16 protein-coding genes are annotated in these 15438 nt (G+C 56.8%); 1 reads left to right on the forward strand and 15 read right to left on the reverse strand.

Annotated elements, in window-relative coordinates; genetic code table 11:
* Positions 1–68 precede the first annotated feature (68 nt).
* Positions 69–1220, reverse strand: a complete 1152-nt coding sequence (locus P8934_RS11220) for a glycosyltransferase family 4 protein (protein ID WP_278031106.1) — start codon at positions 1218–1220, stop codon at positions 69–71.
* 236 nt (positions 1221–1456) lie between these two features.
* Here P8934_RS11220 and P8934_RS11225 point away from each other — a divergent pair, with 236 nt between their 5' ends.
* Entirely contained in the window at positions 1457–2668 is a 1212-nt protein-coding gene (locus tag P8934_RS11225; protein WP_278031107.1) for a hypothetical protein, read from the forward strand.
* Positions 2669–2736: 68 nt separating this feature from the next.
* Here the strand turns inward: P8934_RS11225 and P8934_RS11230 are convergent, their stop codons facing one another.
* The 14 genes from P8934_RS11230 to rfbC form a co-directional block, all read right to left on the reverse strand.
* Positions 2737–3690 (reverse strand): EpsG family protein, encoded by a 954-nt coding sequence (locus tag P8934_RS11230; protein WP_278031108.1) that lies wholly within the window; start codon positions 3688–3690, stop codon positions 2737–2739.
* Between the two features lie 135 nt (positions 3691–3825).
* The gene (locus P8934_RS11235; RefSeq protein ID WP_278031109.1) at positions 3826–4023 is read right to left on the reverse strand and encodes an asparagine synthase-related protein; all 198 of its coding nucleotides are present in this window, start codon (positions 4021–4023) and stop codon (positions 3826–3828) included.
* Between the two features lie 179 nt (positions 4024–4202).
* Positions 4203–5288 (reverse strand): glycosyltransferase family 4 protein, encoded by a 1086-nt coding sequence (locus P8934_RS11240; RefSeq protein WP_278031110.1) that lies wholly within the window; start codon positions 5286–5288, stop codon positions 4203–4205.
* A gap of 39 nt (positions 5289–5327) precedes the next feature.
* Complete coding sequence (locus P8934_RS11245) at positions 5328–6551, reverse strand: glycosyltransferase (protein WP_278031111.1); 1224 nt, start codon at positions 6549–6551, stop codon at positions 5328–5330.
* Positions 6551–7645 carry a glycosyltransferase gene (locus tag P8934_RS11250; RefSeq protein WP_278031112.1) on the reverse strand — a complete coding sequence of 365 codons (1095 nt, stop codon included), beginning with the start codon at positions 7643–7645 and terminating at the stop codon, positions 6551–6553. Before P8934_RS11250 ends, P8934_RS11245 begins: the two co-directional genes overlap by 1 nt.
* Positions 7646–7652: 7 nt before the next feature.
* Complete coding sequence (locus P8934_RS11255) at positions 7653–8627, reverse strand: glycosyltransferase family 61 protein (RefSeq protein ID WP_278031113.1); 975 nt, start codon at positions 8625–8627, stop codon at positions 7653–7655.
* Positions 8620–9486, reverse strand: a complete 867-nt coding sequence (locus P8934_RS11260) for a polysaccharide pyruvyl transferase family protein (protein ID WP_278031114.1) — start codon at positions 9484–9486, stop codon at positions 8620–8622. The genes P8934_RS11255 and P8934_RS11260 overlap by 8 nt, the downstream gene beginning before the upstream one ends.
* 28 nt (positions 9487–9514) lie before the next feature.
* Positions 9515–10480 carry a glycosyltransferase family 2 protein gene (locus P8934_RS11265; protein ID WP_278031115.1) on the reverse strand — a complete coding sequence of 322 codons (966 nt, stop codon included), beginning with the start codon at positions 10478–10480 and terminating at the stop codon, positions 9515–9517.
* Entirely contained in the window at positions 10480–11976 is a 1497-nt protein-coding gene (locus P8934_RS11270; protein ID WP_278031116.1) for an O-antigen translocase, read from the reverse strand. The genes P8934_RS11265 and P8934_RS11270 overlap by 1 nt, the downstream gene beginning before the upstream one ends.
* 2 nt (positions 11977–11978) lie before the next feature.
* Positions 11979–12914, reverse strand: coding sequence for a hypothetical protein (locus tag P8934_RS11275; RefSeq protein ID WP_278031117.1), 936 nt, complete (start codon positions 12912–12914; stop codon positions 11979–11981).
* Positions 12914–14008 (reverse strand): DegT/DnrJ/EryC1/StrS family aminotransferase, encoded by a 1095-nt coding sequence (locus tag P8934_RS11280; protein ID WP_278031118.1) that lies wholly within the window; start codon positions 14006–14008, stop codon positions 12914–12916. The genes P8934_RS11275 and P8934_RS11280 overlap by 1 nt, the downstream gene beginning before the upstream one ends.
* Positions 14005–14469, reverse strand: coding sequence for an acyltransferase (locus tag P8934_RS11285; RefSeq protein ID WP_278031119.1), 465 nt, complete (start codon positions 14467–14469; stop codon positions 14005–14007). The genes P8934_RS11280 and P8934_RS11285 overlap by 4 nt, the downstream gene beginning before the upstream one ends.
* The gene (locus P8934_RS11290) at positions 14444–14872 is read right to left on the reverse strand and encodes an FdtA/QdtA family cupin domain-containing protein (RefSeq protein ID WP_278031120.1); all 429 of its coding nucleotides are present in this window, start codon (positions 14870–14872) and stop codon (positions 14444–14446) included. Before P8934_RS11290 ends, P8934_RS11285 begins: the two co-directional genes overlap by 26 nt.
* Positions 14869–15438, reverse strand: coding sequence for a dTDP-4-dehydrorhamnose 3,5-epimerase (rfbC, locus tag P8934_RS11295; protein WP_278031121.1), 570 nt, complete (start codon positions 15436–15438; stop codon positions 14869–14871). The genes P8934_RS11290 and rfbC overlap by 4 nt, the downstream gene beginning before the upstream one ends.

Here is a 15438-nt window from a genome sequence, read left to right on the forward strand (position 1 = left end):
CTCCTGCTCAGCTGATGTAGTAGCTCTATTACCCCGCCCTTCGGCTCTTCGCCTTTGGCGCTTGAGGATTAACCCTTGCTCCTCGGCCCTAGATCCTCAGCCCTTAAACACCCCAACGCCGCCTCGATCACGATCCGCTCATCGAACTCCTCCTCGATTCGCTGGCGTGCCGCCGTGCCGGCCTGCTGAAGCTGCTTGGCGGGCATGGTGATGCACTCCTTCATGCGCTCAGCCAGGGAGTCAGCACTCTTTACCTCACACAGCCAGCCGGTCTCACCGGCCGCCACCGCATGCCGACAGCCCGGCACATCGGAGACGATGGCCGGCCGGCCCATGGCCGCGGCCTCCAGCACGGTGCGCGGCATGCCCTCACGGTAGGAAGGCAGCACCAGCACGTGCGACTGCTCGATAAAGGGGCGTACGTCGTTCTGTTCGCCCAGGTAGTCGATCACCCCGGTGCTCTGCCACTCGCGCACCTCCTCTTCGGTGATGGCGGTGCGGTTGCTGGCGCCATGGGGTCCGATCAGCATGAAGCGCGTTTCTGCGTGCTGGGCCCTCACCTGCTCGGCAGCCTGAACGTATTCGCGCACGCCCTTGTCGCCCAGCAAGCGGGCGATCATCACGAAGGTGAAGGGGCCACCTTCCGCCCCAACCCCGGGCAGCAGCGAGAAGGGAAAGCGGGTGGTATCCATCCCCGAGCCGGGCAGCACCGTGGTAGGCGTGTTCTTGAGCAGGCCGTGGGACTGGAAGAGGTCGTGGTCTTCCTGGTTCTGGAAGAACACCCGTCGCGCGCCGCGGTTGGCGAAGCCATACAGGGAACGCACCCGGCGAAACAGCCAGCTGTCGTGGAGGAAGGCCGTGCCCAGGCCGGAGACATTGTTGGCATAGGGAATGCCCAGCGCCCGGCAGGCAAGCCCGGAATAGATATTGGCCTTTACCGTAAAGTTGAACACGAAGGCTGGCTTGAGCCGGCGCAAGGCGTTGGCCAGCGCCAGCAAGCTCCTGCCCTCGCCCACCAGCCGCGTGCTCTTGCCCTCCATGGGCAGCGCCATGTGCTCGATGCCGAGTTCTTCCACCAGGCGCGCGGCGTAGTCATCTTCCGGCGCCAGGCCGATCACCCGGTAGCCCGCCTCGCGCAGCGCCACAATGGTACCGCGGCGGAAGTTGTAGAGATACCAGGAGGTATTAGTGACCAGCACCACAACGTCCTTATCTTGCATCGATGTTCCTGTGAAGTGTGGCATGGACCCACCCGAGCGGGTGGCTTGCCAACCTTGTCGAAAACGTAACTTGGCTGAATGCTGCGAAGGGGGAAGGTTTCCCGCCAGGGTGCTGAGGGGGATGCCTCTAGTGGCTACACTGAAATAAAGAGCGTGGAGATCACCGCATGCATCGCCCACTTCCGCTGCCCCTGTGCCTCACCATCCTGTTCACTCTCTGGTTGGCCGCCCTCCCGGTGGCGGCGTCCAGCCTGCACATCCACGTCGAGGAGAGCGCCCTCACGCCCCAGCCTGATGTGCTGGCCCTCAAGCCGGGGCCTTCGGCCGAGGTCTTTGCCGCCGTCGAGGCCATCGAACCGGCGACAGGGCCGCGACTGGCAGACCGCTTTACCCTGATATTCCCCTGGCGCCCACAAACGCTGGAAAACCTGCGGGAGGGCTGGCGGCTCGTGGCGGCAAGCGATCACTACCCACGCTCCATCGGTCACCCGGCAGCACCGCTGTATCGCCAGGGGATAATGGCCCGCGTGATTTCGATCAGCGAGCGCAATGGCCGTTGGGCCCTCGAGCTCGAGCACGTGGGGCTGGAGACGATCATCGAGTCAGGTTCGTTGGCCATCACGGCATCAATGCGCATCGCTTCTTCCGATAAGAGCTTCCCCGTTGAGAGCCCTTCCGAAGACCGCTACTCTTCGGAATGGCGATGGCTCGATGCCGGCTTCCATGCAGATGCCCAGGGTCCCGAGTGCCTTCCGGGGGATCTGACAGCGGAGCTTGACGCCCTCATCCCCCTGTCGTCCATCGCCGAGGTCGAGGCCCGTTACCTGGGCACGCTGGCCTTCGAGCGCCGCTGGGAATTCCAGGGGGGCGAGCTCAAATCGGCCCGGCTGGAGGGCCATGTCTGCCAGGCCAGCCAGTTGCAACTCACCATCGGCGATGCCATCGATGAGGTGGTCCCGCTTTGGCACCGCACCTACGGCCCCACCTTCCATATGGTGGGTTGGCTTCCGCTGATGCTTGAGGTGAAGGGCAAGCTTGGCTTCAAGATAAGGCTATCGAGCCAGCTGACCCTGCAGGAACCGCTCTCGCTGCACCATGAAGCGACGGGCACCATCGTGCTGGAGGACGGCGACTGGCAGTGGGCGTCACCACCCGATCAGCGCGGTGTGCCCTTAGCTGCCCCTCCCCTGCGGGTCGACGCCAGGATCGACGCGGGCCTGGGTCTGCTTCCCCGCATGGAACTCATCCTCTACGCGATGGCTGGCCCTTACCTGCAAGCCGAGGCCAGTCGAACGCTACGCTGGCAGCCCTCGACCCCGCTTGAAGAGACCCTGGGCTTCAGCCTGACCGGCGGGATGACCCATCGCGCCAGTCGCTGGGGCGACTGGGAAGACGCGCCGCTCGTCACGCCCTACCGATGGCCGAAGGCAGAAGAAAGCGAGGAGTGAAGGGGCGCTCGCCCCTCACCTTTCGACCCTCGCCCCTTGCCCCTCGGTCCTTGCTCCTCCCCCCTCACTCACATCCCCACCACCCGATACGGCAGCCAAGCAAAGGCGTGTGTCGCGAAGAACAGCCATACCGCTTGTACCGCCAGGTAGTAAGCTACCACCCCCGCCACGATGTAGGCGCGGTGGAAGGTATCCCCGACAATCAGGTGCAGGCGCGAGAACACGAACACCTGCAGGGGAATGAGGTAGAGGGCCACTCGATCCGTCGCCGTGGAAGACATCACTACAAGCGGTATACAGGCGATGGCCAGCACCGAAATCCACCACCAGAGGCGCTGTTCGGCATGGCTCAGCCGCATATAACGGTTGAACAGCAAGAACAGTACTGCCGGCACGGCATTCATCAACACCCGGATCAACCCGCCCTGGGATTGATAGTCCGCCTCCACATAGTTGGTCCAGAGACGATCAACTGAATCAAAAAGGAACAGGTAACCACCGACCAACGAGGCAGCACCGCCCCAGGCCAGGGAGGCGAAACGGTTCTGACTGGCGGCCAGACCCGCCACAGGCAGCATCAGTACCGCGGACTTGTGGAAGGCCGCACCGATCAGCACCCAGACCACGAACACGCGCACCCGGTTATCGCCGAGAGCCACCAGCCCCAGCAGCACGAACCCAAGCGCCACCGCCTGGCGGGAATAGCCCATGCCCACCACGATGATCAGGTAGGGCACCGCCACCAGCAGTGCCAGCCAGGGCAGCGGCTGGCGGCGGGCAAAGGTAATCACCCCGCTCATCAGGATGGCGCCACACACCAGGTTGACCCAGTAGATGTTGCCGCCCAGGTTCACCGCCAGCCAGTTGAGCAGGTAGTAGCCGGGGTCGCCGTGCGTCAGCACCTCGAGCAGGGACATGGCGGCGGAGCGGTTGACATAGGCAAGGTACGAACCCCAATCGCCCCCCACTTGAAAGCGCAAGCCGATGGCCAAGGTAAAGACCGCGCCGATCAGCCACCACATCAGGGGGCGAGAGGCCGGGGTCAGCCGCCGTTGGGAGAGCACTCCCGCGGCGGGAATCAGAAAGAGTATCCAGTAAGGCAACATAGGCTCACATGAAGGCAAAGCGCCGCAGGTGCGGCGCTTCAGAAACGAGATTCAAGGCAGGCCGGGCCGCCAGCGCCACTGCCAGGCGAGCAGTTGCAATAACGCCCACAGCTGCTGGGCATGGTGGCCCTGGCCCTTGAGGTGGGCCTGCCACAGCTTCTGCACCTGGCGAGCATTCAGCATCGGCAGCTCGGCAAGGCTCGCAGAAGATAACAGATCCTCGGCCCAGTCGCGCAGCCAGGCATCCATTGGGATGGCAAAGCACCATCTTGGGCCGCTCGATCAGCTCGCGGGGCACATGGCGATAGAGTAGCTGGCGCAGCACCCACTTGCCCTGCCCCGCGCTATCCAGCAGCGAAGCGAGCGGGCGGCTCATCGAGGCCACGCCGCCGAACAGTTCGCCGCCGCCATCCCCGAATAGCTCATAATTACGCTTCTCTGGCGGAGCTGCGAAGAATATCGGCCAGTCGTGGTGCCTGGGCCTGTAGCGAGTAGTGCTCTTCCACGGCTTGGCGGCCCTTCATCCCCAATGCGTAGCGTTCAACGCGGTCGGTCAGCAGCTCACTCAGGGCTTGATACCACTGCGCCTGGTCGGCCGCGAGCCTGCCGCACTGCCAGCCTTCGACGATCTCAATATTCATGCCTACCGACGATGCCACCACCGGCTTGCCGGCGGCCATGTACTGGATCAGCTTGTAGCCGCACTTGCCCCGTTCCCAAGGTCCATCTTGCAGCGGCATGATCCCGATATCGAAGCGAGCGATAGCATCCGCCTCGCTCTCCTCGGACCAAGGCAGTACCTCCACGGGCATGTCGTCGAATTGCTCGGCTAGGTCCGGCTGTGCCCCCACCAGCACCAGGCGCGCACCCTTTTCACGGTGGAGGGCTTCCAGCACCGGCTTGAGGTCCAGCACATATACTTGGGTTGTGGGGGAACCCATCCAGCCAATCACCGGTGAATCTACTTCCGATGAGGGGGCAACCTCAAGGGGTGAATAGCGCGTGGCATCCACTACCGTGGGTACCCGTTCGATGCGCTCGGCACCCGCCTGCCGGGCGCGCTCGGCCAGATAACCGTTACCACAGATCACCGCCGCAGCATTGGCCATCACCTTATCAATCTTGCTACCCAATAACCCCCTGACAAGCCGCCGTGAGGAAAGGTCGTAATGATGAAACATCGCATCGTCGTAATCCACGACATAAGGCACTCCACGAGGCATCAGGCACTGCTCCAGCCAGTAGGGCATATAGGGCAGTGCCTCGTACTGCAACCAGATTAGATCGACCTGCTTGAGCCCGCGCATTCGGCTGGCGCGTTGCGTATAACGACGCGCCACTGATGCCAATGAACGCCCTTCCCCGTCATATAGGCGCTTTAGATAATCATCATCAAACAGGGCATGCGAGGTGACCTCAATACCATTGTGCTCCAAAGAAGGCAGGTATTGCAGTAAACGCAGCCGGCTGCTGGCACCCAGGCGGGAGTATTTAGAAAGAAGCGCGACGTTCAAGTAGCCATCCAGTAATAAAGGGTTCGACCAAAGGACAATTCAGGCAGACAAAACGGACTCGGCGCGGCCCTCTTCCAGCACCTCCGCGTACAGTGCCCGGTAGGCCTCGGTGCCGGCGTCAAGCGAAAAGATCGCCTCTGCCGCCCTGCGGCAGCGTGTTGGCAGCCCAGGATCTTGGCTCAGCTCATCCAGGGCTTCGAGTGCCGCGTTTATCTGCGACGGCTCAGACCCTTCAACCAGCACCCCGACGCGCCACTCGCGGATGATGGCCGCCACGTCCCCGACGCCCGCATTGGCAACTACCGGCAGGCCGCAGCCCAGCACCTCTGCCATGCGCGTAGGTGAACGGCCAAGCTCAGAGACTTCACCGCCGGCGTAGAACATGATCGAGTGGTCATGCCCCCTCACCGCCTCGGGCATCGCTTCCGGTGCCCGCGGGCCGATGGTTAGCCGCTCGCCAAGCTGGCGTTCGGGATCGAGGGACTGGCGAACCTGCTTGGCATCGTCGCGGGTGACGATCTCGAACCGAGCCTGGGCATCGCGCTTGGCGGCGACGGCAAGCCAGCTGGCCAGCCAATCGGTGCGAAACCACCCAGACAGCACCGTGCCGATACAGCCATGTACCAGCAGGCCCTCGTGGCGTTTGGCCGCCGGAGTGAAACGCACGAGATCGGCGCAGGTAGGAATCACCGCGATACGCTGGCCGTTAAGCTCCTGCGGGTAGGTGCGGTGCAGATGCTCGACCGCCGCATGGGTCAGCGATACGACCGCGGCACCCCGCGCCAGGCAGGCACGCTCAACCCAAGCGATGGCTTTATGCAGTAGAGAGCCACGCCGCAGCCGCCCCGCCGTGATAAGTTCCTCCGGCCACAGGGCGCGCATATCGAAGATAAACAGCACCCCCGTCAACCGGTGCACCGCGAGCGCCACCGCCGCCGGAATGTAGGAGCGCGCATGGATCAATTCAGCGCGCCCATTACGCACCTCCCGCCAACTCAGCCAAGCCATTCGCAGCATATTCAGCGCAGGGGAAATGATGCGCGGGGTGTGGCGAAAGCGCTGTGGCAGCCAGCGGATGCCATGCGCCTCGCAGTCGGCACGGGCGCGCGCCATACGAGTGCTGTCGGCCCAATCCTCGGGTTTTTCATAGGTGATGAGGGTGATCGTATGCTCACGAGAGAGACCACGGAGGTAGGCGAAGACCTGACTTTGCCCGAGAGGCTCCAGCAGTCCATTGCGGGTCAGGTATAGTGTGTTGCTCATCAGACTCCCAACAAATCGAGATAGGCTTTCGCGGCCTTGGCGGGATGAAAGTCCGCGGCGCGAACTTTGAGTTGCTCTGAGGGTGCCGGCTCATCGAGGGTTGCCGCTATGGCGCTCCCCATAGCCTCGACATCCCCAACCGGCACCAGGCGCCCAAATTTGCCACCGTCCAGAATCTCGCCTGGCCCTGATGGGCAATCCGTCGAAACCACGGGCGTGCCACACGCCATCGCCTCGACGATGACGTTGCCGAACCCCTCGTAATTCGAGGACAGAGCGAAGAGGTCAGCCGTCTGGTAGAAGGGTTTCGGGTCGGGGTGGAACCCGGCCAAGATCACCCGATCGGCGACGCCCAACTCGCGTGCAAGAGACGCAAGTTCATCGCGGCCCTTACCATCGCCCACGAACATCAGCCGCGCATCCGGGCGGTCCAGCCGAGCGAATGCCCTCAGCAAAAGGGAGTGATTTTTCTGCGCCTTCATGCTTCCAACAGTCACGACGCGCGCGCCAGACGGACCATCCCACAGCGCCTCGGCCGCTTCGATCGCCTCGGGGGCAGGCGCGGAGCGCGGCGGCACGGGGTTATGGACCATATCGAAGGCGTCGGATCCTAGGCCGGACATTCTGGCGATATCCTCAACCACGCCGGTGGACACACCCAACCGGTGATCAGCCAAACGATAGCCAAGCGCCATGCTTGCCCGCATAAGTCCGCGATGCAAGCGACCCCAATCGCGATATTGCACCGATAGCGTGTTGTGTTCCGACACCACCACTTCACAGCGGTGGCCTGAAAGCCGCGTGGCGACCGGGGCGATCACGGACAACGGCCACATTGCAGCAAGTAACGTATCTGGACGTCGGTGCCGAAGATAGCGTGCAAGGGCGAGAGGCATACCGCGTGCGCGATGGGTGGCAAGATCAATGACAGGGAAAGAGGCTTTCGCTTCATGAAGCAACTCGCCACGGGCCTTCATCAACACGAATTCTACATCATGGCCAACCCTCGAAAATTCATGAGCTAAAACAATACGTATACGTTCAACCCCTCCTCCCCGAAGATCTGGAAGAAGAACAGAAATCAATTTACTCATCTCCATCCTAGATTAGCAAATTCTCAATTTTTTTATGCAAAACCCCACAGTCTACAACAATATTAGCCAAATTAGTCTTTCCGTTTTTCAATTTATCATGTTTACACTGAATAAAAGAGTACCTATGTCCCATTTTATGGGATAACTGAAGGTAGCAATTGTCATGTTTAAATGAAAGAGAGTTAGGTCGTAGGTCGAAAAAACCGTTCCTAAAAGGAAGGAGCTCTAAAATCAATGCCCCTGGATTCATAAAGACCATATTCGTCAACCCGGCACCATGTATGCTAACCAAAAACCTTACGTTACGGAAGATTTCCACCTGTTCATGAAAGGTAAAATCTTCTGGCACTAACTCTACAAAACCAAGATCCCGAAGAGATTGAACAACCTGCTCTTCATTGATGACGCACCTGCCACGTGACTTTTTTCGGGATATATATACCCGCTCGCCATAATTTAAATTAGGTTTCGCTTCCCCTCTAACCTCCTGTCGAACGCGACCTAAAATATTTGAACTTGTTGTACCATAGTGCGCAGGACAAGTCGTTATAAGTGCACTACTAGATTTTACATTGTGAGATGGGAAATAATCAAAATTAACCCCGAGTGCTTTCAAAGACTCAGGGTGAAATGAATTATAAGAACTAGGCAATAAAACCAATGCGTCTGGAAATTGATCCCTTACAGCTATTGCTCTCGGAAGAGACTCTGTAACCCAATGAAAATAACCTCTACTCCATTGGGAATGTACAAACGCCGGCATGCGACCCATGCTAAGTTTTTCAGGCCGACTTTTCATACGACTAGCATAGGCTATAACCAATCCCTTAATTCTAGAATAAGGGTACGCATAAATTGTTTTATGTAGAGGGTATAACCCACTAAAAACTGCCCCAAGTGACGTCGCCGAAACATTAGAATGAATTTCCAGCGCTGGCTCGAATTCTTCTGGCCAAGGCCGATTAAAAATCTCTTTAGACATCACGAAAATCCATGTATTTCTCAGGAAAGCTCTCTAAAAGATCAGCCGGGTCATATAGATAGTGATTAACTCGGCAGAAATAGTCTGGCCTATCAATCATTTGAAAAAAAATACCACCTTCCAGCATTGGCATAGGGTCATCCACTAAGGCATCTGTTGTTGTGTAATAGTCAATGAACTTATAACTCCCTCCCAAAAGCTTATCAGATAAACGTATCCACCGGTTGGGTATTCCGTAAGTATCAGCCAAAATAAGGCCATGCAAAGAAGAAGATAAAATATATTTGCATGAAAGAATATCGGATACGAACTTCTCTGGGTGTTGACCGACTCTTATAATTTTAACATTAGCAATTTTTTTATTATTAAAATAATGCTCCAATATTTTTTCGTCAGAAAAATGGGGGACTATGCCTATGTTATCACTTGGAGAGATGCGCGGATAATAAAACATTGGCATGAGAATTGCGGGATCGCCAAGAGGAACTTGACCCAGCTCAAAATTAAAAGAACGGCTAATAAGTTCGCGGGTTTTTTTGCCACGAAGCGCATATATCTTTTTTTTATCTAGCTTACGAGAGGGGGTTTTTCCATCAATAGAACCACTTCCCCAAACATGACTATGCGGACTTGATGAACCAATTACACTTCCTACTGCTCTTAGGTGAGGCAGCATCGTAGTTTTAACTTTTACTATATTTTTACCAGATATCTTCGGGAGAAGATACTCGTTCAGCAGGTCCCCAACATTTTTCACATCTGTGAAATACACTACAGGAATCGAGTTAGAATTTAGCCACCGTATCTTCAAATCTTCAATAATTCTGTTCATAGCGCCAATTTTTTTGGATGGCTTCATTTTTTGACCCTTCCTTTTAAACAGCTTGCTACGTTTTTAATAATTTATAAAAAGCCTGAGGCGACAAAATCCTGATAACAGCACGAAGAGTTGAAAAATCCTTTGGATTGAGAGCCGTATTTTCTATGAGCGACCTAACTATTTTTTTCTTTGAATTAATGTTAATTAGATTTTGGTAAAATATAATTTTTTTAGAAACTTTACAACCATAAATATCGTAAAGATTAGTGTGCCGAAGATCAGACAATATTTGACGATAGGCACTTAGCCTCCATTCGGCCACTTTGATAGGCTCTATCGACTGCAGGACTCGAATATCCGTTCCCCGATATGTTGATATGCCACTTCCAATCCTATATTTGGTAAGCGGGATAGAAACGTACGCAATCTTTCCGTAGTATAGCTCCCGAAATGATATTGCTGGTCCTTCATTTTTAAGATCACTTAAGAACGGGCCGAACTGGTGGAATACTGAGCATTTGAAGAGATGAGATTGACTAATAACAGAAGCACATTCAGATATAACTTTATTTAGTGAAATATTTTCTTTTTCCTTTCTACTTACCTTAACTTTAATAAATTCACCAACCTCATTAATTTCTATGAATGGTGAATGAACGCCGACTACCTCTTCGTCATACAAAATCGGCCTTATTAACTCTTCAACTTTGTTTTGAAGAGCAACGTCATCTCCACCTATCCACGAGATATATTCCCCTGAAGCATTTTCAAGCAATACATTGATGTGATTCGCAAGACCCTGATTGATGTCATTACGCCGAACTCGCAACTTGTGCGGCCCAACGTAATTTGCTGCCATCTCCTGCATGATTTCGTACGTCCGATCAGTGGAGCAGTCATCAGACAAGATGATCTCCAGCGGCTCATAGGTCTGGGAAAACGCACCTTCAATGGCTTCGCGGATGTATTCTTCCTGATTATAGGCAAACAGCGCAAACGTCACCAGCGGACGTTCTTGGGCGGTCTCTTCCACTATCTTTCACTCCTGATGGGCCAGCCGAGCCGGGCATAGGCCTGATAACACTTTTCTGCCAGCCGTCCTTCTGGCCCGATCTTGCTCAGCACGATGCGTAGGCCGACGAGGCCCGTCACGGCGGCAATGACCGGTGATACGCACATCGCCAGCGTGGGGGCGAGAAGCGCGAGCGCCAGAAGGCCAAGCGCGAGACCACCATGAAGCGACAACAAACCGAGCGAAAGGCGCTGCCAGCGGAAAGCATGAATGCGATACACGAGAACATTCAACAAAGCAAAATGCAGCATATAAGCGACCATGAAGGACGGTCCGGCCGCCATGATTCCGTAATATGAAAGCGTTGGCCAAAGCATGGCCAAGAAAAGAATATTAAAATTTAATTGGACCACAAGGAACGTGTTGCCACGAGCGGCGGCTGCAAGCGAAAAACCCAAAGGCCAGCTCGCGAGCTTGAAGACATTCCCCACCGTCTGCCATTGCAGCAGTGTGGCAGCAACTGCAAATTCAGACGAATAGAGCAATGTGATCACCCAAGGCGCACAACCGATCAGCAGCAGCAGGACCGGGCCACCAATGGCCAGCCCCAACTGCGCCTGATCGTTCATCAGGCGGTGGGCCGCCTGGCGATCGTGGATCACCTCGGTGAGGCGCGGGTAGTAGTCGGCCCCCATTGCGCCGAGCAGGAAGCCGACATAGGTCATGGTGATGCCCCAGGAAGCGGCAAACTGACCTGCGGCGTCAAGGCCAAGCTCTTGGGTTATGCGCCCGCGCACCAGAAGAAGTGTGGCGGCTGTCGCCAGCCCACCCAGCATGAAGGCCAGGCCGAGCCTCGCCATGGGTTTCCAGATCTCCCAGACTTCGAACATGCTCGGGCGTGGAGCGGTCGGTTTGGGCAAGCGTCGAGTGAAATACAGCGCCGCCGTCAACCCCATCAGCGGCTGGGCCAGCACGAACCAGACCAGCCCTGCTTCACCATAGATCCAGACCGCCACTATCCCGACCACCGTGCCGCCCAGGGCACCCAACACGGTTACCCGGCCGAGATCCCCTATTCGTCTCAGCCCTTGGAGCAGAGCCGTCTGTGCGCCCCTCATCAGCGTCAGTAGAATTGCGATACCCAGCAGTGCGATTTCTAGGGCGTAGCCAGCGTCTCCCAGCAGCCACACCGAGATTTGCTCACGCAATAGCCAGATACCCAGCATCGCCAACACGCCTTGGACCAGGTGCGCAGCCAACAGCACACGCCTCACGCGGCTTAGAGCCTGTTCCTGGCCTTTCGCGCTGGCGATCTGGCGCACACCACTGGACTTCATGCCAAGACCAGCAGCATTGCTCATCATTCCCTGCAGATTGTTATAGATACTGAGCAGGCCCACACCGCTTGGCCCAAGCAGTACCGCCAGCACCTTCATGCGAAGAATGGACAGGAGGATATTGACTGCCTGGGCGCTACCGATGATCACCATCGAACGAATGAGACCGCGTGCTGCCATCGTCAGTGGCCTTCCGACTGCGCAATGTCGGTGGTTGGATTTAAGCTGATACGCTTTTCAGTAATTTCTGCCATCGCATCACGGTAGCCTGCCGAGAAGCGCTCAGCACTGTCAGCGGGCACAGTCAAGTTGCGGTACCCCGCACGGCGTAACGAGACCACATCAAGTCGGTTTACGAAGTGGCGGTACCACGGTGCAGAGCGAAGGCCAAAACGCTCGATTGCCCAACGAACAGGTGGTAGCTGTCCCAAGTTTTTTAATGTAACACCAGCCACTTTCCGCTGATTCGCATTTGCTTTTTTGTCGCCCGCATTAGCATGGCCGATTGGGATTTGTGATATTTTCAGAATATCATTTTCACCCAGAAGATCCGCGCTGGATATATTGCCTTTTCGGATGCCATCGAAGCTAAGGAAACGAATATCGTCATAACCGATGACAGAAAGCTCTTTCTGGACACAGTCAAAATCGTAGCAGCTGGCAATATCACTCTCACAGAACCGAGAAAAATTAATCTTATAACGTAACGGAAGGCCACTAAAAATCTCTTGATAAAGAGAAGGAACACCTTCAAGGGGATCACGGAGAGAGATAATCACCGTAGTCGGTATATCATTGAACAACTCTCGCATATCATCGAGTTTTTTTCTCCACTTTTTTGGACCTTGGGTAAGCAGAAGCATCTCTTCGGAAATCATCACCTGATTCCCTTGGGCAACCAAGCTGCGAACTTCTTCTGCAACACCCTGAAGCAATCTACTTTCTTGTTCCTTCAGACCCTGGTGAAGTCGGTTGGCTAGGCTTCCAGCATTACGATCCCTTGGCTGGTAAACGCCGCCATAGACAAACTGCGGATGATTGATTTTATCAAATGCTAACTGCAGGGACGTCGTGCCGCTTTTAGGGGGACCTATATGCAGGTATAGGCGCCCTTCCATTAGACTTTCCTCTTTATGCTGTCCACCACCAAAGCAGCCTGCTTATCAAGCAGGTGCGGCCCCATGGGCAGGCTAAGCACCTCACCGGACAGCCGCTCGGCTACCGGCAAGGTGTGCTCTGCCAAGCCGAGGTGGGCATAGGCCTGTTGCCGATGCGGCGGGATCGGATAGTGAATCAGCGTATCTATGCCGATCTCCTTGAGTGCGGCTTGGAGCGCGTCGCGACGAGGACTGCGCACCACGTAGACATGCCAGGCGGGCTCGGCCCATTTCGGCACCTGAGGGAGCGTCAGACCTGTATCAGCCAACTTGTCGGAATAAAGCGCGGCAATAGCACGACGGCGTTCGGTCCACTCCTCCAACACCTTTAGCTTCACTCGCAGCACCGAGGCCTGAAGCGGGTCGAGGCGGGAGTTCACTCCCTGGACCTCATTAATGTACTTCGCCCGAGAGCCGTAGTTACGCATCATGGCGATGCGCTCGGCCAAGTTAGCGTCGTTGGTTGTAATGGCCCCGGCGTCCCCCATGGCGCCCAGATTCTTTCCCGGGTAGAAGCTCCAGCAGACGATATCGCCATGCCCACCGATACGTTGCCCCTTGTAGCGAGCGCCATGGGCTTGGGCGGCATCCTCAACCACCTTCAAGCCATGCTGGCGTGCTTTGGCGAGGATCGGGTCCAGATCAGCAGGCTGGCCATAGAGGTGTACCGGCAACAGCACCTTGGTCCGCGGGGTGATCGCCGCTTCGATTCTCGCAGGATCGATATTATGAGTCGCGAGGTCAGGCTCGACGGGCACGGGCGTAGCGCCCACGGCGGATACAGCCAGCCAAGTGGCGATATAGGTGTTCGAGGGGACGATTACCTCGTCGCCGGGCCCCACCTCCAGCGCACGCAGCGCCAGCGTCAGGGCATCGAGGCCATTGGCCACACCGACGCAGTGCGTCGTGCCGCAATAGTCGGCAAACTCGTCCTCGAAAGCTTCGACCTCGGGGCCGAGCACATACCAGCCGCTATTTAGGACACGTGAAACCGCATCGTCGATAGGTTTTTTTAGCTCCAGATAAGCGGCCTGGAGATCAAGAAAGGGGATCATATTTCAATATACCGAATCACTTTGGCTGGGTTGCCCACGACAAGCGCCCACTCGGGAACATCTTGAGTAACAACGGCACCGGCACCCACCATGGCATTGGCGCCTATGGTGATACCGGGGAGCAGCGTCGCATTGGCGCCAATGCTGGCGCCTTGCCTCACGGTGATCCCTCGGAAGGTGTCGGGGTAGGCCTTGGAGCGGGGAAAGAGATCGTTGGTGAAGGTGGCATTGGGGCCAATGAAGACGCCATCCTCGATTCGCGTGCCATCCCACAAGAACACGCCGGACTTTACCGTCACGTTGTTTCCGATGATGACATCGCCCTCGATAAGGGTATGGGCGCAGATATTACAGTTATCACCGATAAGTGCTCCTTCCAGAATCACGCTGAACTGCCAGATTCGGGTCTTCGGGCCGATGCATTGACTTTGCACATCAGCCAACGGATGGATGATGGGCATCGCAGCTGAGCCTCTTGAAGTCGTCATAGTCTCGGATGTAATCCGCTTCATCGTAGTGCTCGCTGGCCAGCACCAGCAGCACGCAGTCGTCACTGAAGTCGTGCATTTCCCGCCAGATCATGCGGTCGATCAGCAATCCCCGTGTAGGGCAATCCAGCCAGGCCTCCTCGCGGGTGTTGCCATCATCGAGCACCATGCGACAGCTGCCCGCCACGCAGATGGCGACTTGCTTGAGGGCCTTGTGGGCATGGAACCCACGGCTGACATCCGGTGCCGTGTGGTAGATGTAGTAGACCCGCTTGATCTCGAAGGGCACGGCCTTCTCCTGGCCGATTTCCAGCGCAACCAGGCTACCGCGTTCGTCACCGAGAGTCTGGAAGTCGATCCATTTCACCAGGCTCATGAGGCGTCGCTCCGCTGCTTCGGGTAACACTCCGCTTGGGTGAAGGCGTCCCCCGCTTTGTCCTTGGCTGATACGATCGGGCGGCCTGCGCCCTGCAGAGGCCATTCGATGCCGAGGGTCTCATCGTCCCAGCGGATGCAGCGCTCATGCTCAGGCGCGTAAAAGTTCGTGCACTTGTACTGGAAGTCCGCGCTGTTGCTCATCACGTAAAAGCCATGAGCGAAACCAGGCGGTACCCACATCTGAAGCTGATTTTTCTCGGAGAGCACCTCCCCCACCCACTGGCCGAAGGTGGGAGAACCCTGACGAAGATCCACCGCCACGTCGAACACTTCGCCGCGGGTAACGCGTACCAGCTTGCCCTGGGGCTGGCGGATCTGGTAGTGGAGCCCACGCAGGGTGTGCCGTACCGAGCGGCTGTGGTTGTCCTGCACGAAGGTGGCGTCAATGCCGGCCTCGGCGAATGCGCGAGCGTTCCAAGTCTCCATGAAGAAGCCGCGCTCGTCGCCGAACACCTTGGGCTTGATCAGCTTGACGTCAGGGATACGGGTGGAGATGACTTCCAT

The organism is Halomonas sp. CKK8 (genome assembly GCF_029625235.1).
In the GTDB taxonomy this organism is placed as follows: Bacteria; Pseudomonadota; Gammaproteobacteria; order Pseudomonadales; family Halomonadaceae; genus Halomonas; species Halomonas ventosae.